Raw genomic sequence first — 22,209 nt, 5'->3', positions numbered from 1 at the left:
TTGATACTCCATATGCTTTATCAATCCTATAAACTATCTTTATAATACCCTTTCTATGTCCCTCAAATCTTCTTGATTATAAAAGTACCAATACCAATTAACATAAATAGAATCATCATATAAATAATGAGCATTCCTATTTCTATTGATTCAACACCAAGCGCGAATAATATTAATAGTATCGCCCCTGTAACGAAGAGGACAACATAAAGTACAGTAGAAAAATAATTCTTCATCATTACAGTTGTGCGTTCATCCATATCCGGTACATTTCCTATCCGTTTTTGACGCCACCATGCATAAAGCAAAAAGACAGTAAAGCCCCCTAATGCTCCAGCTAACATGGGCAAGAATAGCCCCCAATTGAAGATGCCTTCCTCTTTACCCGCGATATACACCCCTAAAAACGAGCCACCAATGATACATCCACTAATAATTCCATACAATAGGATCTCATAGCCCTTCTTCATCCTTATTCCTCCTCTAGATAAAATAATTCTTCAATAGGTACTTCAAAATAACGTACTAGTTTAAGTGCAAGCTCTAAGCTGGGATTGTATTTATGGTTTTCAATCGCTGTAATGGTTTGTCTGGTAATTTGTAAATCACCCGCCATTTGAACCTGAGTTATCCCCTTTTTTAATCGGATTTCTCTTATATAATTAATGACCTTTGCCATTTACTTCCTCCTTGCTTACAATGTAAATATATCTTTACATACAGAATAATCAAAAATTTACCCAATGTAAAGAACTCTTTACATGTTTTCATTAATTTTTTGTTATAATTTTCTTAAAAATAGGTGTAGGGGGAATAAGATGAGAAATCGAGGAGCCACTATTATTTTAGAACAAGGTCGAGTTGCACTGATTAAAAGAACGAAACCATTTACCACCTATTATGTATTTCCTGGTGGAGGTATCGAGGATGGGGAAACCCCTGAGGAGGCAGCTATTCGCGAGACATATGAGGAGCTAGGGGTACATGTTCGCATCCAAAGACTTTTTAAAGTACTACCATATAGCGGAACTCAATATTATTATTTAGCTGTTATTGTAAGCGGTACGTTTGGCGCCGGATGTGGAGATGAATATGTAAGCACTTCTCAAGAAAAAGGAAAATATGAACCGATTTGGATCGACCTCAAGGATTTATCTACTCTTGATGTTCGTCCTAAAGAAATAGTAGAAGCAATCTTGGCAAATTAAACAGTCCAAGGAAACCCCAAAAATTCGGTTCATAATGTACAGACTGAAATTAACACAAATATATTAGAAGTATTTATAAAGACTGTGCAAGTTTCTTAATAGAGTAGTTAAAATTTTGTGGATGAATCCATATATTAAAAAACTGCTACCTTCTTTTGATGGAAAAAAGATAGCAGTTTATAAGTTGTTGGCTAATTCTATGAGTAAAAATTATTTGTAAAGTTTAAGCAAAATTATTTGTTTATATAGAAGCGTCTCGTTCTTAAACTAAAGATCCGCCAGTTTTTAAGTATTTTTCAATACCTTCTGCAGCACGATATGCTAGTGCTCCAACTGTACCAGTTGGGTTGTAACCTGAGTTTTGAGCAAAAGCACTTGCACCTGGTACAAATACGTTTTCACAATCCCACATTTGTAGATAGCTGTTTAAAGCACTTGTTTCTGGATCAGAGCCCATAATTACTCCACCAGTATTATGAGTAGATTGGTAGTTACGAATATCGTAATCTCCGACTTCGAGGCCATTAATTTTGATATCTTTTGCACCCATTTTTTTCATGATCTCAGCTGATTTTTCGCCCATAAACTTCATTAGTTGACGGTCTTGATCTTTCCAATTAAACGTCATACGAAGTAATGGATCACCGAATGCATCTTTATAAGTTGGATCTAAATCGATGTAATTATCTTGCCAAGGTAGGGAAGCCCCTTGTGCTTTAACAATAAGAGCACGGTTTGCATTTGTAACAGAAGCGTCTTTAAATTCTTTCCCCCAAGTAGGAACGCCTGCTGGAATCTGATTGTTTGCAATAGGACGATCCCCTAATTGGGTAATTTGAATTGTCGCACCATGTAAGAAATCTAGGTCAGTGTGATCAAAGAAGTCTCCGTTGAAGTCATCAATTTGGGCTCCTAGAGATCCTGCACCACCGTATAGATTGAACTCTTTATCGAAGAAACCTACAGCAGTCCCCAGAATTGTTTGGTATGCATAGTTTCTACCAATAACACCTGTACCAGTAACTGGATCATATGGACGGCCAAGTTGAGAGTTTAATAATAGTTTAATATTGTTCATTTGATAGGCTGATACTACAACTACATCTGCCTCTTGGATGAACTCTTCACCAGTGCGTATATCAACGTATAACACACCAGTAGCTTTTCCATTTGTGTGTAGAACTTTACGTACAACAGAATGAGTACGTACTTCGAAGTTACCAGTTTCTTTAGCTACAGGTAATACTGTAACTACTGGTGAAGCTTTTGCTCCATATTCGCAACCAAAACGCTCACAAAAACCGCAATATTGACAAGCGCCACGAGAAACGCCATCTGGATTAGTATAAGATTGCGATAGATTGTTAGAAGGCATATGGTATGGATGATATCCAAGCTCTTTCGCTGCACTTTTAAATAATTTTATAGCAGGTGTTTCCAGCATCGGCGGGTTAGGATATTTAATTTGTGGAGAATCAGGTAGTGGATTCGCCTCCCCGCTAATACCCGTCATGGCATCAAATTTATCAAAGTATGGTTCTAACTCTTCGTATGTTATACCCCAGTCTTGAAGCATCATCCCTTTAGGGATTTTACCTTTTCCGTAACGTTTAACAGTTTCTGAATAGATCTCGAAATCGTATGGTAGGAAGCGGTAAGTTTGACCATTCCAATGCTCTCCTGATCCACCTGTTCCTTCTCCGATTAGGAAGCTACCCCATTCACGGTAAGGTAATGCTCGTTGTGTCGTATTATGACGGAATGTAATTGTTTCTTTAGAAAGATCCTGCATCATTTCTTTACGCTCTGCGTAACGTAATTCATCGTGAGCCATAAAGTAATCCTCAGTTGAACGTTCTTTACCACGTTCAATACCCACTACTTTGTATCCTTTTTTTGTGAGTTCTGCTGCGATAATACCGCCTACCCAGCCTACCCCTACTAAAACTATATCTGTTTTTGGTAATTTAGTTGCCAAAGTTGTTCACCCTTTCTATTGGTGTATATTAGTGTTGATGCTGAGAGTTTAAGCTCATAGGATCTATTTTCACGAATTCATCTTTTTCTAACACATTAGTATAACTTGATTGATGTCCAGGGAAATTCTTCATTTTCCAACCAGCCATATCTTTGTTACCGCCGTACATAGGGTCAGCATATACTCCTTCAATTGTTACTTTTCTAAGTAAAGAGAAGAAAAAGGATGCACTAACAGCTCCATTTAATTTAACTTTATCAGCTTCAAAATCTTTTAAGATTTCGATTTGTTGTTCTTCTGTTAAAGTAGCGAATTTAGGTTTATCATCGGATTTCTTTGCAGCCTCTGCATTTAAAGCTGTAATTCCAAGGTTAAACACTTGCTGACGATTCAAATGTGTTTGGTACCCTTGTTGTGGAACTGCTTCTCCTGGAAAGAAAGGACCGGTCATATATTCTTTTGAGTTCAGACCAAAGCTTCCTGCGAGTTGGTGATCGATATAATATGCAACAAGTAATTCTTTCGCACCGGGTCCTACCTCAGTTTTAGGGAAAATTTGCTCTGCTGCAGCTTCTATCGTATCAAATTGTGCTTTGTCAAAATACATCAGTGCTTGGTTGAAGTTAACACTAGTAGTTGCTGAATGAACCCCAGTCTCGTTAGTTTTAGACGTTGAGTCTTTCCCTAGTAAAGAACCGAGTGCTCCACCTAATACAACTCCACCAACTGTTAATCCAGAGTTTTTGATAAAAGTACGTCTAGATGAACGTTTATCTAAGTATGTAGTCTTGTTTTCCTGTTCTGACATAATATGACCTCCAATGTAAATTAGTTGAAAATAGGTTAAATATTTATTTAGGTAAACAATTAGTTGAAAAAATCCTCATTAATGAAAAACTGAATGCCAGTTATAAACTAATGAGAATAAGATTGTATAAACCAATAAAAATGAGATAAAGTATATATATTTTTTTCCAGTCCAGCAAAGAACAATAATAGATAATCCGATACTTGAACCTATTAACGCGAACCAAGGAAACTCATTATTATAGTAAAAGAGGCCAAGAGCTAAATCTGCTACTATAAATAAAGCAAAAATTACTTGATTCAACAGTTTTAATTCTTCTAAGTTATATTGCGTCACTTTTATTCTCCTTTAACATAGTTCACACAACTATGAAAATGTAATTTTTATACAAAACAAAACAACCGTTTTACAGTCTACTCCTTTTATTTCTTCAATACTAGATATTTATTTCGAATAATAAAATATAATTTTATTCTGAAAAAACATTAAATTTTTATAATTATTGCAGATTAATAGCAAAAACCCTTGTATTATCGGTATAAAGTAATTATATTTCTTGGTTAAATAAACGATAAAATTATATTTATATAATAAAATCCCTGCAAAAGGAAATCCTACTTTTATAACGAGGAGAATTTTCCAGCTCACACCATTTGATCATTTTTAATACTAAATTATTTACAAATTTAAACGTAGGAGTATAATGTGTTATTGATACAAAACAACCAATTTTATATATGATTAACTACTCTTGAAAAAAACACATGAGAATATATCGAAACAGTATAGGAGAGATTATAATGCCAAATATCGGAATACCAGGTTTAATCATTATATTAATTATTGCTTTAATCGTGTTCGGTCCGAAAAAATTACCTCAATTGGGTAGAGCAGTTGGAGAGACGTTAAAAGAATTTAAAAGCTCAACTAAAGATATAGTAGACGATGTTGCAGAAGAATTTAGAATAGAAGACAAAGAAACAGCAACTAAAAAAAATATCTAATACAAAAAGCCGCCTAATTCTAATAGGCGGCTTTTTGTATGTGTTAATATACGTCGCTAGATCAGTCTATAAGAATCTATACAAAAGCTTGTTGCTCATTATTTCTTTAAATAACGAAGAAATAAAAGGTCCTCTTGGTGTTTGTCTGATGGGAGAAAATGTTGAAGTCGACAGTATGATGGATTATTAGATAGGGGTCAGTCATGTAGGTGATGCACCTTGAAAAGCTGGAGACATTATAAATACCAGCATCAAAATAGGCGACCTTTGAGGCCATGGAGCAATGCCCGATGCTATGTGGAAAGCTTGGAAACAAATTTACTCCAAACGGTTTTCCTCTAGCTCCTACAAACAGGCATGAACATCAGAGATGGAAGTGTATACAGATGTTGACCCATCTGATCCAAACTGTTATTCGGAAATATGGATTCCTATCATATAAAAAAGTTGAACTAGTTCAGTTTACTAAACAATTGTATTTGATATTGTGCTACGAAAGGGTTACTAGCCTTTGCCACATTTTATACATATGCACTGTCATATCTTACTTCTACAACAATCATTTCCTCTTCTGAGTAAGCCTTAAGTAATTCCCTTGCTATATATGATGGTGCTCCTAATGATACTATGGTTTCTTGTTCAGATTGTCCCTCTTTTAACAAATCACAAAAATAATTTTGGAAATCTCGAACTATGGCTTGGCGTTCCTTTGTATTCAACATATAAAGCTCTTTTTCTAACGTCTCAATATAAATATTCGCTGTCATGTTTCTCTCTCCCTCAGTACTATTCATTAAATAGTACTATACCATAACACTATTGTTCATTGCAAGGTACCTTGTTTTAAATAAAAAGTTGGTCCTGCTTCTTGTCAGGACCAACCTTTAACTTTATTTGAACAACTCTGGATATACGGTTTTAGCCACCAACTCTACTGCCTCTCCAATTCTTGGTCCGGGACGTGACATAATGTCTTGATCTAATTGGAATACAGCATTACTTTGAACTGCCTCTAGCTGGCCCCAACCTGGACGAGCTTTAATCTCACCAATTGGATCTTCTACATAATTTACAGTAGTCAAGATGATTGGTGGATTTCTTTTGATGACATCTTCCTCAGATAATTTAATCCATCCCTCTTGGTCTGCAAAAATATTGTTAACAGAAGCGTTATTTAAAACCTCTTGTTGAAATGTATCTTTACCTGTTGTAAATATTTCAGGTGACGGGCTTATTTCAAAATAGACTTCTTTCTTTTCATTTACAACAGCTACTTTGTCTTGAACACCTTTAATAGTGTCACGAATAGAATTAACAAGATCAGTTCCTTTCTCCTCTATCCCCATTACTGAGGCAAGTTGTGCAACATCTCCATAAACGTCTTCAAATGACAGTGCCGATTGAATGACGAATACATTTAGTCCCGCATTCTCCAACACTTTAAGCTCTTCCTCAGAACCTGTCGTATAAGCAATCACGACATCAGGGTTGATCTCCAAAATACGCTCTGCATTAAAGCTCATAGAATCGGAAATCCGTTCAATATCTTGTGCTTCTACTGGGTAGTTATCATAGTCTGTTACACCTACAATTTTTTCGCCAACACCAAGAGCGAATAAGATTTCAGTGTTACTCGGTTGCAGAGAAACAATTGTTTCTGGAACCTCTTCAAATATAATTTCTTTACCCCTATCATCCGTTACGGAATATTCCTTTATTTCTTCCGAGACAGTTTCTTTATCTGCCTGACACCCTACAAGAAATACAGATATTAATAATACCGCTAACCAATTCCTTAACTGTTTGTTCATTTGTTATTCCTCCACTTTTTTCTTTTTTTGTATTGGATATGATTTACTAACAAATTGAATTTCATCTACCCCGTGCTGTTTATTTACATAGACCGCCATGACAAACAACACATTTGCCAGTAGCTGTGTATAGTCGAATAATATCTCTGGCACTTCTCTTTCTAATGAAACCTTATGTAATGCCCTAACAGATTTCTTCGCTTCACTCCGACAGACATGTAATTCACAGGCTGCGGTAGAACCTTGTGGCAGTACAAATAGATTTACTCTACCTTCCACTTCACTTACGTAAAAATCATACATATCACTAAGAATATTTAAATCTTGTTCGCTAATTGCCAACTTACCTCTAACAGAACCATTTAAGTGATATGCCATAGGTGCCAGGTACATTAAGTCTTCGTAAACTCTTGGTATATCCTTTGTTAAAGATGCAGCAAGTCCTATCCGAGTGGTCAATGAATCCGTTTGGATTTCAAAATCTACAGTAGAAGGTTTCTCTCTCATAAATGGATAACAAATATAACGTAAATCCTTTTTCATCTCCTAGCCTCCTTTCCAATGTATTTGTGAAATTTCAGCAATAAAATACTCGACTTCTTACAGCACAAAAAAACGCCACCCCTAAAAGGGCGGCGCAATACCTATTTATCGTTAGAAATTCAATCTCAAAATAGAAACGTGCCGTACAATCCCTTAACTTCCGAAGAGTATTTATACGTTCAAGAAAAGGCTGGTCTCCTGGCTCATGCATCATTTTACTCTAAGAACCTTCCCATCGACTTCTAGCCGACAGTGGTATTTTTCTTATTTCATTAGCATTTACAGTTGCGGATACAGCTTCGGTTTTTCACCGAATTCCCAATTAAGCTGACAAGTCAGCACCTTTTCCCTGCAAAATTATTCACTTATCGTAAGTGTACCATAGCCTCTCATTCGAATGATAGAAGCTTGTCCGTCTATTTTCTTTCCTTACTATCAATCTTTAATCATTTTGATTTCTCTTATATTTATGCTACTGTTTTTATATGAAAAAATTTATCCCACTTTTACTTTTAATTCTCTTTGTATTTATTGCTTCTGGACAGACGTCCGAGCAGCAGTCTTTAGAGACTGTGCTTAAAAACTGGCTTCCGAATAAGCCATTGGAGTCCTTTTTATCTTTATTTCATATTCCATATTGGGGATTTAATGTCTCTGTCGAGGAACGTGGCTACTATGCATTTGTTGAATTCTTAATAAGAAAAGGCACACACTTCTTTTATTTTGGTTTGATTAGCGTAGCCATTCATATTGCTTTGTCTAAAAGATTAAAATACCGAAAACTGGTGGCAATATTCATTACCTTTCTTCTTGGAGCTGCTGATGAATTCCATCAATCCTTTACGAGTGGACGATCCGCTCTTTTTCAAGATGTCCTACTAGATACAAGTGGTGCAATTTTTGCCATGCTAGTATTAACATTAGTACAACGTATAAAGCACAGAAAAAACGCTACCCCCTAAAGGGAAGCGTTTTCTATCTAACTATTTACGTCTTTTTATTAGCAAGAAAGCAATTCCTAGCGTAACTACGGAGAATACTGTAAGTATTTGGTTTATCGGAAGGATAGGTTTAAATTTCACATTCTCAGCGGTGATTTCATATACTCCTATCGGTTTTACCGAAAAGGCACCACCTGCTCCTTCTCCTTGGCCACTTGAATTTTGCTCATCCGTAATCTCAGTTCCACCTCCGCCACCTCCACCCACAAAATAGTTAACCTTGGCAACGGGTAAAACTTTTTTATTATCCAACACAATTGGCTCTCCATATATTAGAGAAACGTCTTTTTCTCGAGAGAACTTTTCGAATATCGCACGTACGGGAGTTTGAAGCCACGGTAGCTTTACATCGCTTTTTAACTTTTCTTCCATAATGTCATCTCCTTTATTTTAGGATAAGTGTCATGTGATGTTCCTCGTAGTAAACATCTTCAACTTTTAAAGCCATTTCTTCTATTCCAAATACTTTAAAACCTAACTGAAGATATAAATTTTTGGCAGACTTATTGTCGGCAACAACTGTTAGATTAATCTTTTCTATCTCATAAGTTTCTCTTGCTTGTTTAATGGCCTGCTCCATCAAAGATCTCCCTATTCCTTTTCTTCTTCCTAGCGGGCTAACATACATCGCAAAAATATTTGCTCTATGCTTCATTTTTAAAGTACTTTCTTGTAAGAGGGTGACCATACCTATTAATCTTGTTCCTTCATATGCCCCAAAGGTATAATTTCCGTCTACCTTGAAATTAGCTCTTACTCTCTTAATGGGGTTTTCTCTTTGAATAGCCTCTTCATAGCTAGTTCCGAATGCTTCGGGACTATTTTGCAGTGCCTCAAGCCTAAGCTCCCAATAAGCCCTGGCATCATCAGATGTTAACCTTCTAATTTCCATGTTCTATGCCTCCTGAGAAAAATAGCGTGCATTACAAATTTCATGTGCGTACAATATTAAATCTCTACAAGCCTCTGCACGTGATTTTTCTGTTTCAAATAACGACGCAGACTGCTCTAAAGAGCGAATTCTCATTCCTTCTTTTAGTAAGGGATGCCAAACATTTGGCAGCATACTTAATCCTTTTCCCAGTGCTTCTTTTTTTGAAATAATCTGCTCATATTCGAGTGAATAAAGAATTCTGCAAATAGTAGCTGTAACAGCCTCCACCACTTCATCAGGCACTGAATCTGGTATTTCTTTTGCTTTCTCATACCAATAATGATTTATATTGTATTTTAACGTTTCCAAGACGTCTTCCCATTCAGTAGGGATATTTAGCTCCTGAATGGCTGTCCCCTGCAATACAATTCCATGCTCCTTTAACACCCACCAAGTTACATGATTAATGTCCCAATGACCTACCTCAACTAAACCTTCTGAACAATATGGATACGGCTGAAGAAGATTATTGGTTTTACCAAGGTCCTTTGTTTGAATATACATACCATCCATCCGAGAACCTAATTCTTCTTTAGACAATTGAAAATGAATGTCCTTTATTATTTCTATTTCTTTCTCATTCATCTCTCTTTTTAATAAAACAATAAAGTCAATATCACTCTTCTTCTCATCAAAAGCTCCTAAAGCAATGGAGCCATACAGATAAACTCCTTCTATTAAAGTCTTAGGTAGATTTGTGTTTAATTGCGGTAAATATAATTGCAGTAAGTTATGCGCAGACTGAGATATTAAATAACCCAAAGTTCTTCTCCCCTTCTAAATATGTTCAAAATATGTCCCAGGTTCCGAAATTTCGACAAAACATGACAAGTAACACTATTACTAAAAACTAGTCTAAGGTACATTAGCGCTAACAAATAATTTTTTTTAGGAGATTATCATACTGTGAATAAAAATGTTGCTTGGATTACTGACACTGCTGCTTTATTGGAACAATCATTTATTGAAAAACATAATATACATGTCTTACCGCTAAATATTGTTTTTGAAGAAGGTGCCTTCAAGGAAACAATTGATATGACACATGATGAATTCTATGACAAATTAAGAACCGCAAAAGTCCATCCTAAAACCTCTCAGCCCCCAATTGGCGAGATGGTGCAACTATATGAAGATTTAAAAGCACAGGGATATGACTGTGCAGTAGCAGTTCATACGTCTAGTGAGCTATCAGGAACTTATAACAGCTCACAAACTGCTTCTGAACTAGCCAACTTTAAAGTGTATTCGATTGATTCTAAAATAGGTTCTTATCCGATGGTCAAAATGCTAGAGGTTGGAAAAAGCATGGTAGAAGAAGGACATGATGTAGAAGAAGTTGTAGCCCATATTGAAAATATGACAAATAACTCCGAGTTATCCTTTATTCCTTCTAGCTTGACTCAGCTTCATAAAAGCGGTCGTGTGTCCGGCACGAAAGCTTTTCTTAGTAATCTCTTAAATATAAAAGTAGTCATTTCCTTTGATGAAGGAAAAGTGGTTATGAAAGAAAAAGTCCGTGCAGATAAAAGAGCTAAAAATTATGTAATGGAGCTACTTCGAAAAGACATGAAAATAGCTGAAGTTCCAGAAGTTGCCGTAATCAACTGCAACAATGTTAAGGATGCTAAAACCTGGAGAGAAGAAATCTTACAAGAATTCCCTAAGCTAAAGGTAATCGTTATCCCACTAAGCGCTTGTGTAGGAGTGCATGCGGGAGAAGGTACAACAGGACTTAGCTGGGTCAGATATTAATAGATTCAATCGAGGGGGTTTGCTATTTAGCAAACTCCTCTTTTAATAAGGAACAAATAGCAGCATCGCAAAACCGCCCTTTTTCAAATGCCGATTTTCTTAATGTTCCCTCATATATAAATCCTGCCTTCTCCAAAGTTCTTTTCGATGCACTATTTTCCGGATCATAGAGTGCTTCAATTCTGTTAAGCTCCATATTTTCAAAGCCATAGGTAAGTATAGGCTGCAAAATCTCTGTCATTACTCCCCTTCTCCAAAATTCTGGTGTGAGCTCAAACCCGATTTCAGCCTTATAGTGTTCCTTTTCCCAATTATGGTAGCCACAGCTCCCTATAATCTTATTGTTCTCCTTAGTAGCTATCCCCCAACGCAAGCCCTCATTTTTATGATATTTTTTCTGCCAGTTCTTTATTATCCTTCTTGCTTCGCTAACATCATTTAAGACATCCAGATCATAGTATTTCATAACCTCATCCTGAGAGAAATAATGGAAAACCTCTTTTGCATCGCTTAGTTCTATTTGGCGCAGTATAAACCGTGTCGTTTCCATTCTAGGAAACCTTTTATTGCGTTGATCATAGGCAAATAATACAAAGAATTGAGCAATGAAAATTATCCCTGACAAGAAACTAATAAAGATGCTTATCCAAACATGTGATGATATTTCTCCATTTCCAATAGGGCCAACTTTCGGCTGGTACATATCATAAACACCATAAGCATTAATCCCTAATATAACTACTCCAGCAAACAATATAATCCATTTAGCCATGACGACACTCCCTATCGAGAGTTTATTCGAGATGATGGCCATAAAATCCTTTTTTGTTGTTCTGAAAAGACCTATAGCGCCGCCGGACTATTTTACGACAATTAACTCTTCGTTTACGACAATCACCGGATAATTTACGACAATCTCTCGCCTGCCCTATCCCTTTGACCTGATTTACGACAATCCAGCCTCGGATTACTACAATGACCGGATACTTTACGACATTCACCTGATAATTTACTACAATCTCTCGCCTGCCCTATCCCTTTGACCTGATTTACGACAATCCACCCTCCGATTACTACAATGCCTGGATACTTTACGACATTCACCTGATAATTTACTACAATCTCTCGCCTGCTCTATCCCTTTGACCTGATTTACGACAATCCACCCACCGATTACTACAATGCCTGGATACTTTACGACATTCACCTGATAATTTACTACAATCTCTCGCCTGCTCTATCCCTTTGACCTGATTTACGACAATCCAGCCTCCGATTACTACAATGCCTGGATACTGTACGACAATCACCTGATAATTTACGACAATCCGTCATCCAATCCACTTACCACAACACCTTTACTCTCACAGATGTTGTCCAATAAATGTTTCTATCCCCATGTCACCAAGGCTTCCTACTCGATGCTTCCTAACGGAAACAACTTGATTCTCCATTTCCTGGTCACCGATGATCAGCATATACGGATGCTTTTGCATGGCTGCCTCTCGTATCTTCAATCCAATCTTTTCTACGCGTTCATCTACTTCTACCCGGTAGCCTTCTTGTTCTAGCTGCGACTTTACTTCTTCCGCATAAGCTAGATGAGCATCTGCGATAGGCAATACCTTCACTTGAACTGGGGCTAGCCAAAGTGGAAAATTACCTTGAAAGTGTTCTAATAGAATCGCGATAAATCGTTCAATGGAGCCATAGATCGCTCGATGAATCATGATAGGACGACGAAGTTGGTTGTTTTCATCGACGTACTGACAATTAAATTTTTCCGGCATTTGAAAATCAAGCTGAACTGTTCCACACTGCCAGCTACGTCCAAGTGAATCGAGTATATGGAAGTCAATTTTAGGACCGTAAAAAGCTCCATCTCCCTCGTTTACTTGATATTCAACCTGTTTACTCTTCAATACCGATTCTAGTGCTTCTTCTGCTTGGTCCCATGCTTCCACAGAACCCATAAAATCCTCTGGACGAGTTGATAGCTCCACCTTATAGCTAAATCCAAATTCACGGTAGAATTCATCCACTAGATCTAACACCTTCGCAAGCTCACCTTCAATTTGCTCCTCTAGAACAAACAGATGGGCATCGTCTTGAGTAAATGCTCTAACACGTAATAGACCATTCAAAGATCCCGAAAGCTCATGACGGTGTACTAATCCGAGCTCTGCATACCGTATTGGAAGTTCTCGGTAACCTCTTCTTTTACTATTAAAGATTAAAACTGCTCCTGGACAGTTCATTGGCTTTATCGCATACTTTTGTTCATCCACATCGGCAAAATACATATTTTCATGGTAATGATCCCAGTGTCCCGACTTCTCCCAAAGCTCCTGCTTCATCATGATAGGAGTCTTTATCTCCTGGTAGCCCGCTCTCTGATGCTTCTCTCTCCATAAATTTTCTAGTTCATTTCGTAAGACCATTCCTTTTGGTAGATAAAATGGCATACCGGGAGCTTCCTCCATGGACATAAATAATTCTAATTGCTGACCTAATTTTTGATGACTTAATCTTTCCTCGGCTTTTACTGACATTATAATTCCTCCTAGTTTTGGTTAAATATAAAAAGACCACACCCATCCCGGTAAAGGGACGAGTGTGGTCGTGGTTCCACCCTAATTTTGCCGACATTAAAAAATACGGCTCTCATAAAATATAACGGTTTTCCGATTATGGATACTAGTTGTTCCCCATAATAGCTCCAAGGTGGTAAACTATTCGCCTTTCTAACAGGGCTTTCAGCCAATGACCCTGCTCTCTAATTAGAAATTGTTGAATAATTCATGTCCTTTTCATAGCTTAAATATAAAATTGTATATACAAAAAAACACACCCGTCCCGGTAAAGGGACGAGCGTGGTCGTGGTTCCACCCTAATTTTGCCGTCGAATAAAAAATACGGCTCTCTAAAAAGATAACGGTTTCCCGATTATGGATACTAGTTGTTCCCCATAATAGCTCCAAGGCGGTAAATCATTCGTTTTTCTTACAGGGCTTTCAGCCAATGACCCTGCTCTCTAATAAGAAATTTATTGAAATGACTCATGTCCTTTTCTTTGCCTAAATAACATAAATTAATTTTCAATAGTATATTCAATAAGTTTAGAATAGTCAACTAAATTTTATTTTAAATGAAAGAACGTCCCATCACAACCGTGTGATAGTATTTCCCATCCCTTAAAATTTTATCGTTTTTTAATATACCCTCTACCTCGAAACCATACTTTTTATATAAGGAAATCGCTTTTTCGTTTGTATGTAATACATTTAATGAGATTTTTTTGATACTATTGGCATCAGCCCAAGCGATCGACTCCTTCAAGAAGTTGGTACCGATACTCAGCTCCCAATATTCTTTTAAGACACACACACCAAATTCTACTTTATGCGCAAACCGCGTTAAGCCGTTCCCTACACATCTAGAAAAGCCAACAATCCTCCCCTCAATCTCTGCGACTAAAAAGAGATTGTTCACGGAAAGGGTGTCATCCTCAATTAGCTTCTCAAAGCCTGTGACATCAATGAATGCTTCCCCTTGTTCTCTATCTAGATTCTCCGTCTCCCCGTCGATTTGAACCCTGACCTCGGACAGCTGTTTTGCATCGAGCTGACTAGCCGATCTGATTTTATACGAGATATCTCTAACCTTAAATTCCTTTGTCTCTATTTCCATCTCTCAATTTCCCACTTTTCTTTATTTATTCTTATCGAAGTTTCTTTTAGCAAGCTGCTGCAAAGGATCCCATACACCGTTAAATGGTGGAGCGTACGATAGGTCCAGGTCTAATAAATCGGGGAGCTTCATGCTGTGGTAAAGGGCAGTTGCTAATACATCGGTGCGCTTGTCTACTCCTTGCCCACCAACAATCTGACCACCTAGAAGCAATTGATCCTCTTTACGATAAAGGAGTTTTATCTGCATTAACTCTTTACCAGGATAATAACCTGCAATATCACTGGCCTCAATCGTACTTGTGTCGAAAGGAATGTCTAGTTCCTTTACTTCCTCCTCTGACAGTCCGGTTCTACCAATAGACAATTCAAAGAATTTCATAATAGAGGTACCGACAATACCTTTAAATGGTATTTCTTCTCCAATCATATTGAATCCTGCAAGTCTACCTTGTTTATTGGCAGTAGTACCTAGCGGGACATAATCGTTTTTTTGTTTCAAACGATTAAAATGAGTGGAGCAATCTCCTGCCGCATAAATATCTGGAATACTTGTTTCCAAATATTCATTTACGATTATGGCTCCATTCGCTAGAGTCTCTATTCCTGTCTCCTTAAGGAAATTAGTTGCAGGTTTTATGCCAATAGCTATTAACACTAAGTCTGTTGAGTATGTCCCTTTGTCAGTTACAACCGCTTGGACTCGTGTCTTCCCCGTAAAGGATTTAACCTCCTCATTTAGTTTGACCTCCACATGTTTTTCCTTTGCCTTTTGTAGTAATATGTCTGACATCTCTGGATCAAGAATTGGCATTAGTCGATCTCCACGTTGAATTACTCGGACCTCTTTACCAATTTCTCTTATGTTTTCTGCCATTTCTAAACCAATATATCCTCCACCGATAATCGTAACGTGATTTACAGCCTCTAAATCCGCTATCAATGCCTCGGTTTGTGGAATGGTTTTAAACGTATGTATCCCATCTAGTTGTGTACCCTCCCAGTCAGGTACAACGGAGCTAGCACCTGTTGCTACCAACAATCGGTCATACTTAACCTCAAATCTTTCTCCAGTTACTAATACATTCCCTGCAACTGTTTTGTTCAGATGGTTTACTTCAGTTACTTCATGTCCTATTTTTGCATCAATCTTGTATTTCGTTCGAAACATCTCTACACTTCTTGCAATTACATCTGTCGTAGAAAATATCTTTTTTCCAACTACATATGGTAGGCCACATTGTCCGTATGAGTAAATATTTCCTTTTTCTAAAGTCGTAATTTGAGCTGTAGAATCGTTGCGAAAAATCTCCATTGCAGCACTCATACCAGCTGCATCTCCGCCTATAATGACATAATGCATACATTCTCCTCCTCATCTCTCTTTTTATTACTTCTCGTTTAGATGATAATGTTCCTTCTATAAGTTAATAATGCCCTTAATTTCCTTAAGTTAATCTCAATCAAAAGAGGTATGCCCTGTCTTAAAGGACATACCTCTTTAACTGTAATTTGATTAAACCGCACGATCCCAAAAGCGATGCGCCGCCACTGCATTGATGAACTCATCTACAAAGTGTACTTTATCATTTGCTAACACACCAACTTGACCTACAAGTCCCATTTCTTCTAGAAGCTCGTCACCACTAAAGGTAGATCCAATAGGCTTATAATGTGTAAATGCTTCTTGGACAAATAACATGGCATTTTTCTTAAATGCAGGTGTTGTTCCATCATTACTTGCCACATAGACTGCGTCAAATAAAACGGAATCTGCTGTTAAGAAGGTGTGATCTACTGGTAAACTTGCACCATTTGCTCCAGTTACACTTCCATGATGATCACTCACGACCATAGGAAGAGTTCCTTTTGCTTTTAAAGCCTCCATAAAGCTCAATAACTCTTCATCAAAGCCATCTCCTACGAGAATTGCTATTTTTCTAGTATCAGGCTTCATTACTGTATTTAGCTGACTTAAGGCTGGTGAAGATTTGGTTACTTTATTCTCAGCAGTTCCTTGAATAACCATTCCTAAATTCTCTGCAACTTTGCTCGCCATTTCTAAATCTATGTTTGCAATCATTTCTAATGCTTGAGTACGTACCGACTTCTCTACACATTTACCAAGCTCAAAGCTAAATGCTTCAATTATGTGTTCCTTCTCTGGCTTACTCATACTATTCCAGAACATTGTAGCTTGAGTAAAATGATCCTTAAAGCTTTCGCTACGTGCTCTTACCTTACGAGCATCTATTTTTTCTTGATAGTGAGCATATCCGCCCTCTGCTTCGCTCACTGGCGCAGGCGTGTTGTTAGCAAGTGAATTTTTGTGATAGCTAACTTGTCCAACGTTAATCGTTTGTCTTCCATATCCATCTCGCTGGTTATTATGGAAAGGGCAAACCGGACGATTGATCGGAAGTTCGTGGAAATTAGGACCACCAAGTCTTATTAACTGTGTATCCGTATAAGAGAACAATCTTCCTTGTAAAAGAGGATCGTTGGTAAAGTCAATACCAGGAACGACATTACCTGGATGGAATGCTACCTGTTCTGTCTCCGCGAATACATTATCAACGTTTCGGTTTAATGTCATTTTTCCTATACGTTTAACCGGCACCTCTTCCTCCGGCCAAATTTTAGTAGGGTCTAATATATCAAAGTCAAAAGAGAACTCATCTTCTTCTGAAATAATTTGCACGCCAAACTCGTATTCTGGATAGTCTCCCTTTTCAATTGCTTCATATAAATCACGGCGGTGGAAGTCGGGATCCTTACCATTAATCTTTTGTGCTTCATCCCACACAACCGAGTGAGTTCCAAGCAATGGCTTCCAATGGAATTTAACAAAGTGAGCCTTTCCTTCTTCATTGACAAATCGGAAAGTATGAACACCAAAGCCTTCCATCATGCGATAGCTTCTAGGAATTGCTCGATCTGACATTGCCCACATAATCATATGTGCCGATTCCTGGTTGTTCGCTATAAAATCCCAAAATGTATCATGTGCCGTAGCTGCTTGAGGCATTTCGTTATGAGGCTCTGGCTTCATAGCATGGACTAAATCTGGAAACTTAATAGCATCTTGAATGAAAAAGACAGGAATATTGTTAGCCACTAAATCGTAGTTTCCTTCTTCTGTATAGAATTTAGTCGAGAAACCTCGAGCATCACGCGCTAGCTCACCTGACCCGCGGGAACCAGCAACTGTCGAAAACCTTACAAAGACAGGGGTCTTAGAACCAGGTGTTTGTAAGAACTTCGCTTTTGTATAAGGCTTCATGGATTCGTACACTTCAAATACTCCATGTGCTCCGTAACCTCTAGCGTGAACAATTCGCTCTGGAATTCGCTCATGATCAAAATGCGTCATTTTTTCTCTAAAATGAAAATCCTCCATAAGTGTTGGACCACGATCTCCAGCCTTTAAAGAAAATTCATCCTCAGAAACTTTTAACCCATGATTAGTTGTCATAGCTTTGTCTTTATCTACTGCTCGAAATTGTTCTAATTGTTCATTTTTACTGTTTTCATTTACTTTATTATCCAATCGAAGTCCTCCTCTAATATAAATTGCTTCTATAGGATAATTACCCATAATTTTAGTAAAAAAACTTCTTTATTATAATCTTTCTAAATTAGTAACTAGTTTAGAGCTTTAAAGCGCATAGTTTCTATTAATATATGAATGAGGGAAGTATGATTGATTTCATTTCTACGTGGGAAAGATAGAATTTGAAAACATGAATAAATTTATCTCATTTACTAACTAAAAAAATACCTCAAGAGATTATATATATCTCTCGAGGTATATCGCTTACACTCTGAAGCTAAAGCTGAGAATATCAACCATTGCTTGTATTTAACCCATTATATTGTATCCACCATCTACGTACACTATTTCTCCAGTGACACCTCGTGATAAGTTACCAAGAAGTGCAACCGTCATTTCTCCAACTTCTTGTTGAGTAACATTTCGTTTAAGAGGAGCAGTTTCTTCTATTTTATGCAAAATCGTGTTAAAAGAAGAGATACCCTTAGCCGCTAAAGTTCGAACGGCTCCAGCAGATATCGCGTTGACACGAACGTTTTGCTTGCCCAAATCTACTGCCAAATATTTTACAGATGCTTCTAAGGATGCTTTAGCAATGCCCATAACATTATATCCTTCTAAAACGCGCTCTGCTCCAAGATAGGACATGGTGACAATAGCTCCACCCTCTGTCATAAAAGGAGCTGCTTCTCTTGCTGCAGCAATTAAAGAGTACGCGCTAGTATCCTGAGCAAACGCATAACCCTCTCTCGAAGTTTTAATGAAATCATCTTTTAAATCTTCCGCATGAGCAAATGCCACTGAGTGAACGACCCCGTGGATCACTCCTACTTCCTTACCGATCTTCTCGAAGGCTTCTTTAATGCTCTCATCGCTATTAACATCACATTCTACTACTAACTTAGCCTCTAAATTATTATCTCCTAATAATTTTTGGATTTTCCCTAGAGAGCGTTCTTTTCGGTAAGTAAAAATAACATTTGCTCCAACATCAAATAAGGTTTTAGCTACTCCCCATGCCAAGCTTCGCTCATTAGCCACGCCCATTACTACTACATTTTTATCTTTTAGTTGTATTAAGTCCTTCATAAGAACCTCCCGTTTTAACCTGTTATTAGTACCTGTTACTAATTTTATCATACCACATGAATCTTCTCTTGTACTATGCAATTTTCTTTTTTCATTCAGTAGTTTATTATTATTTGAATTAACTTCATAATTTCTTTTTTATGAAAAAATACGAACACTTAAATGAGCATAATATGCCTTTTTAATAATCAAGTAGAATTGAATTCAGCTCTCGGGGACTCTTTCCTTCGGTTGAGCGATAAGCAACATAAAAGCTACTTGCTTTCCCCAATGAGGAAGCAAGTAGCTTTTTTAACTTATGACTTCTTCTAGCGTATTAGCTAAAATTATATTTTTTAAATTCTTGCAGGCAAAGTATTGCATAGCCCCTGCTCCACCTATATAAAATTTAGTTTCTTTATGATTTTCAGCAAACTGGTCCAACCCAGCTAGCAATTTAGGATTGCGTTCAAAAGGTATGCTTGTCGAGGCAGACAATAGAACCTTTTGTGGTTTAAGTTTTTCTACCATTGATTCTATTGCTCCCGGTGCAGGAGAAGCCCCTATTAAAAAGGATTTCCATCCCTTCATCATAAATTGTAATAATAAAATGTGAACAGGTATTTCATGGGTTTCATGAGGAAGACAGCATCCTATCACCAGCGGCGCATCATCCCTATAATGAAAATTACGACGAATTTGCACTAGGAAATCACGGACAATCATACTAGAAACAGCCTCCTGATACTCATCCCATTCTTCCTTTTCCCATCGGTTTCCCACCTCGAGTAAAAAGGGTAATACGACCTTATCTAAAAAATTCTCTAAGCCGTAGTGAAAGTAGGCTTGCTGCAAAGTATACGTTAACTCTATTTCATCGCAATCTGTTCCATGCTCCAACAACTTAAAAACAAAATCATTAAACTCCGGAAAAGAGGATTCATTTTCAATAGGTAGCTCCACTTGGGCATGATCTAATTGTTTTTCCTCCAAGACCTGAGCAACTGCTTGTTTTAGAGAGTATCCCTTCTCAGATAGAACCTTTACTTTTAAAAGCTTCTTTATATCCTCTTCACTATAAACTCGATAGCCGTTATCTAAACGTTCAGGTTGTATCAGGTCATAACGCTCTTCCCATTTTCGAATAACTTGCTTTGACAAACCTGTTACATTAGACACCTGTTGAATATTATAATTACTATTTGGGCGAGCTTGCATCATCTATATTCATCCTTTCAGCCTCTATGTAAAAGCTGTTGTTGCTTTTGTTAATTAATCTATAGTATAACATCATTCCCTCAACATTATACAGTAGTTCTACCAAAAAGAAAATTCTAGCTTTAAATCTTCATCCTAATATCTCTAAACTGAGCGATTCTTAGAGTATATTTGCATAATACATTCCAAATGAAATTGTATAACTTATGATAAATAATATTATACAAACATTTGACAAACGTCATACATCCTGTTAATAATAAGAGTATAAGAAAATCCATTTGCACCTATTCATCAAGTTTATTCAATAAGGAGAGATTAGATTGGTAATACCTTTTGCGAAAAAATGGTTTAAAGAAACGGAATTAAATACAACTGTAAAAGAACCAGTTATACAGTTGGAGCTTTATCCAGAATTAAAGAAGCAAATGAAGTTAATTGGTCTAGGCAAGGACGATATAAGAATGATACATACGTTTCAGCCCTATGTGGAAAAGGGTATAGACGATATTGTCTCTGTTTTTTATGAGCAAGTCCTTTCTGTTCCCTCCTTACGAGCAATTATTGAAGAAAGAACTCAAATCGAGCGTCTAAAGAAAACAGTCGGCAGTTATATTATTGAGATGTTCAGTGGTGAGTTCACGGAAACTACTATTGAGAGAAAACGAAGACTAGCCCAAATGCACTTTCGGATTGGATTAGAGCCCAAGTGGTATATGGGGACCTTCCATCAAATACAGTCAATTATCATTTCGTTAGTTAACAAGGAAATAAGGGATCACGCCCAAAAAGAAAAGATCTCTCTTACTATATCTAAGCTTATCAATTTAGAAATGCAGCTTGTGCTTGAAGAATACGAAAAAGAAAACGTGAAACTTCGCCAACAGCAATACGATACTGTTAAAACAGAGCTAAAAAGTAAAATTTCATCCATAAGTGAGGACTTGGCAGGCTTAACTGATGAGACGACGACCTCCATGGAACAGGTTGAATTGAATACTGCTAGGATACGCGAAAGTGTTCAGGCTAATATGGACAGCGTTAAACAAATACAAACAGAAGCTAACGACGGTAACAAATTAATAGAACTTCTGCAAAGACAAATGGAGCTTGTCACTGGTAATACAGGAGAAATGGCAAAAATTATTGTTGATTTAAAACATTCTTCCGAAGAAATTTTTCACATCGTTGGGCTAGTAAAGCAAATAGCGGAACAAACCAATTTACTGGCATTAAACGCATCTATAGAAGCAGCTCGAGCGGGTGAGCATGGAAAAGGCTTTGCAGTGGTGGCACAGGAAGTAAGAAAACTAGCGGAGCAGTCTAAACGCTCTGTAGAAGAAATTACATACTTGGTACAAACCTCTACCAAGCTTACAAACAAAGCCGTTAACACTATTGCAAATATGGAAAAGAGTGTTGAGCTAGGATTAGAAAGCTCCCAGGATACTAATCGGAAATTCAATAAAATCCTTTTTTCAATAGATGAAAACACCGACTATATAAACCAAGTAGAGTTTCAAGTGTCAAACCTTGTAGAGGTAATTAGAGATATTTCAAATGATACTAAAACAGTTGCTGTAACAGCCGATAGCCTTTATCAAACAGCAGTACAGCTTTAATAAAAGAGATAGGAAGT

The 22,209-nt window shown here is 37.2% G+C and carries 24 protein-coding genes, 1 riboswitch and 2 other annotated features; of the genes, 5 read left to right on the top strand and 19 right to left on the bottom strand.

Annotated elements, in window-relative coordinates; translation table 11 throughout:
- Nucleotides 1-62 precede the first annotated feature (62 nt).
- Both MKX96_RS01980 and MKX96_RS01975 read right to left on the bottom strand, forming a co-directional pair.
- Nucleotides 63-470 carry a hypothetical protein gene (locus tag MKX96_RS01980; RefSeq protein WP_340881591.1) on the bottom strand — a complete coding sequence of 136 codons (408 nt, stop codon included), beginning with the start codon at nt 468-470 and terminating at the stop codon, nt 63-65.
- A 2-nt stretch (nt 471-472) separates the two neighbouring features.
- A complete protein-coding gene (locus MKX96_RS01975; protein WP_340881589.1) occupies nt 473-679 on the bottom strand; it encodes a helix-turn-helix transcriptional regulator in 207 nt (68 codons plus the stop codon).
- Nucleotides 680-818: 139 nt separating this feature from the next.
- Here MKX96_RS01975 and MKX96_RS01970 point away from each other — a divergent pair, with 139 nt between their 5' ends.
- Entirely contained in the window at nt 819-1,208 is a 390-nt protein-coding gene (locus MKX96_RS01970) for an NUDIX hydrolase (protein WP_340881588.1), read from the top strand.
- A gap of 262 nt (nt 1,209-1,470) precedes the next feature.
- Here the strand turns inward: MKX96_RS01970 and MKX96_RS01965 are convergent, their stop codons facing one another.
- From MKX96_RS01965 to MKX96_RS01955, 3 genes are all read right to left on the bottom strand, one after another.
- Nucleotides 1,471-3,186, bottom strand: a complete 1,716-nt coding sequence (locus tag MKX96_RS01965) for a GMC family oxidoreductase (RefSeq protein ID WP_340881586.1) — start codon at nt 3,184-3,186, stop codon at nt 1,471-1,473.
- Nucleotides 3,187-3,214: 28 nt separating this feature from the next.
- Nucleotides 3,215-3,994, bottom strand: a complete 780-nt coding sequence (locus MKX96_RS01960; RefSeq protein ID WP_340881585.1) for a gluconate 2-dehydrogenase subunit 3 family protein — start codon at nt 3,992-3,994, stop codon at nt 3,215-3,217.
- A gap of 78 nt (nt 3,995-4,072) precedes the next feature.
- A complete protein-coding gene (locus tag MKX96_RS01955) occupies nt 4,073-4,330 on the bottom strand; it encodes a hypothetical protein (protein ID WP_340881583.1) in 258 nt (85 codons plus the stop codon).
- Nucleotides 4,331-4,791: 461 nt separating this feature from the next.
- Between MKX96_RS01955 and tatA the strand changes: the two genes are divergently transcribed.
- Nucleotides 4,792-4,998 (top strand): twin-arginine translocase TatA/TatE family subunit, encoded by a 207-nt coding sequence (tatA, locus tag MKX96_RS01950; protein WP_340885831.1) that lies wholly within the window; start codon nt 4,792-4,794, stop codon nt 4,996-4,998.
- Between the two features lie 521 nt (nt 4,999-5,519).
- Here the strand turns inward: tatA and MKX96_RS01945 are convergent.
- The 3 genes from MKX96_RS01945 to MKX96_RS01935 form a co-directional block, all read right to left on the bottom strand.
- Nucleotides 5,520-5,765 carry a DUF1700 domain-containing protein gene (locus MKX96_RS01945; RefSeq protein WP_340881581.1) on the bottom strand — a complete coding sequence of 82 codons (246 nt, stop codon included), beginning with the start codon at nt 5,763-5,765 and terminating at the stop codon, nt 5,520-5,522.
- A gap of 123 nt (nt 5,766-5,888) precedes the next feature.
- A complete protein-coding gene (locus tag MKX96_RS01940) occupies nt 5,889-6,809 on the bottom strand; it encodes an ABC transporter substrate-binding protein (RefSeq protein ID WP_340881580.1) in 921 nt (306 codons plus the stop codon).
- 3 nt (nt 6,810-6,812) lie between these two features.
- Complete coding sequence (locus MKX96_RS01935) at nt 6,813-7,352, bottom strand: hypothetical protein (protein WP_340881578.1); 540 nt, start codon at nt 7,350-7,352, stop codon at nt 6,813-6,815.
- Between the two features lie 171 nt (nt 7,353-7,523).
- Nucleotides 7,524-7,713: riboswitch (cobalamin riboswitch) on the bottom strand.
- Nucleotides 7,714-7,837: 124 nt separating this feature from the next.
- On the opposite strand from MKX96_RS01935, the gene MKX96_RS01930 reads away from it, so the two are divergent.
- On the top strand, nt 7,838-8,314 hold the full coding sequence (locus MKX96_RS01930; RefSeq protein WP_340881576.1) for a VanZ family protein: 477 nt from the start codon (nt 7,838-7,840) through the stop codon (nt 8,312-8,314).
- Between the two features lie 21 nt (nt 8,315-8,335).
- On the opposite strand, the gene MKX96_RS01925 is transcribed toward MKX96_RS01930, so the two are convergent.
- Genes MKX96_RS01925 through MKX96_RS01915 form a run of 3 tightly spaced genes read right to left on the bottom strand, consistent with a single transcriptional unit; the run spans nt 8,336 to nt 10,049 of the window.
- Nucleotides 8,336-8,725 (bottom strand): GerW family sporulation protein, encoded by a 390-nt coding sequence (locus MKX96_RS01925; RefSeq protein WP_340881575.1) that lies wholly within the window; start codon nt 8,723-8,725, stop codon nt 8,336-8,338.
- A gap of 13 nt (nt 8,726-8,738) precedes the next feature.
- Entirely contained in the window at nt 8,739-9,245 is a 507-nt protein-coding gene (locus MKX96_RS01920) for a GNAT family N-acetyltransferase (protein WP_340881574.1), read from the bottom strand.
- 3 nt (nt 9,246-9,248) lie between these two features.
- The gene (locus MKX96_RS01915) at nt 9,249-10,049 is read right to left on the bottom strand and encodes a nucleotidyltransferase domain-containing protein (RefSeq protein ID WP_340881572.1); all 801 of its coding nucleotides are present in this window, start codon (nt 10,047-10,049) and stop codon (nt 9,249-9,251) included.
- 144 nt (nt 10,050-10,193) lie between these two features.
- On the opposite strand from MKX96_RS01915, the gene MKX96_RS01910 reads away from it, so the two are divergent.
- Complete coding sequence (locus MKX96_RS01910) at nt 10,194-11,042, top strand: DegV family protein (RefSeq protein ID WP_340881570.1); 849 nt, start codon at nt 10,194-10,196, stop codon at nt 11,040-11,042.
- Between the two features lie 22 nt (nt 11,043-11,064).
- On the opposite strand, the gene MKX96_RS01905 is transcribed toward MKX96_RS01910, so the two are convergent.
- The 8 genes from MKX96_RS01905 to MKX96_RS01870 all read right to left on the bottom strand — a co-directional run bounded on the left by MKX96_RS01905 (nt 11,065) and on the right by MKX96_RS01870 (nt 20,573).
- Nucleotides 11,065-11,814, bottom strand: coding sequence for a GNAT family N-acetyltransferase (locus tag MKX96_RS01905; RefSeq protein WP_340881569.1), 750 nt, complete (start codon nt 11,812-11,814; stop codon nt 11,065-11,067).
- A 134-nt stretch (nt 11,815-11,948) separates the two neighbouring features.
- Nucleotides 11,949-12,146: a hypothetical protein gene (locus MKX96_RS01900; RefSeq protein ID WP_340881567.1), complete on the bottom strand. Its 198-nt coding sequence runs from the start codon at nt 12,144-12,146 to the stop codon at nt 11,949-11,951.
- Between the two features lie 260 nt (nt 12,147-12,406).
- Entirely contained in the window at nt 12,407-13,594 is a 1,188-nt protein-coding gene (gene thrS / locus MKX96_RS01895) for a threonine--tRNA ligase (RefSeq protein WP_340881565.1), read from the bottom strand.
- A 51-nt stretch (nt 13,595-13,645) separates the two neighbouring features.
- Nucleotides 13,646-13,865 (bottom strand) — a binding site (T-box leader).
- 37 nt (nt 13,866-13,902) lie between these two features.
- Nucleotides 13,903-14,125 (bottom strand) — a binding site (T-box leader).
- A gap of 61 nt (nt 14,126-14,186) precedes the next feature.
- A complete protein-coding gene (locus MKX96_RS01890) occupies nt 14,187-14,732 on the bottom strand; it encodes a GNAT family N-acetyltransferase (protein ID WP_340881564.1) in 546 nt (181 codons plus the stop codon).
- A 21-nt stretch (nt 14,733-14,753) separates the two neighbouring features.
- Nucleotides 14,754-16,094, bottom strand: a complete 1,341-nt coding sequence (locus MKX96_RS01885; protein ID WP_340881562.1) for an FAD-dependent oxidoreductase — start codon at nt 16,092-16,094, stop codon at nt 14,754-14,756.
- Between the two features lie 153 nt (nt 16,095-16,247).
- Entirely contained in the window at nt 16,248-18,281 is a 2,034-nt protein-coding gene (locus MKX96_RS01880; protein ID WP_445678172.1) for a catalase, read from the bottom strand.
- Nucleotides 18,282-18,593: 312 nt separating this feature from the next.
- On the bottom strand, nt 18,594-19,373 hold the full coding sequence (locus tag MKX96_RS01875) for an enoyl-ACP reductase FabI (RefSeq protein ID WP_340881560.1): 780 nt from the start codon (nt 19,371-19,373) through the stop codon (nt 18,594-18,596).
- A 291-nt stretch (nt 19,374-19,664) separates the two neighbouring features.
- Nucleotides 19,665-20,573 carry a MerR family transcriptional regulator gene (locus MKX96_RS01870; protein ID WP_340881558.1) on the bottom strand — a complete coding sequence of 303 codons (909 nt, stop codon included), beginning with the start codon at nt 20,571-20,573 and terminating at the stop codon, nt 19,665-19,667.
- A gap of 320 nt (nt 20,574-20,893) precedes the next feature.
- Here MKX96_RS01870 and MKX96_RS01865 point away from each other — a divergent pair, with 320 nt between their 5' ends.
- The gene (locus MKX96_RS01865; protein WP_340881556.1) at nt 20,894-22,192 is read left to right on the top strand and encodes a globin-coupled sensor protein; all 1,299 of its coding nucleotides are present in this window, start codon (nt 20,894-20,896) and stop codon (nt 22,190-22,192) included.
- Nucleotides 22,193-22,209: the final 17 nt, after the last annotated feature.

This window comes from Psychrobacillus sp. FSL W7-1493, assembly GCF_038004905.1.
GTDB lineage: Bacteria > Bacillota > Bacilli > Bacillales_A > Planococcaceae > Psychrobacillus.
Note: the sequence above shows the minus strand (reverse complement) of the source record. Positions and strands in the feature narration are given on the sequence as shown.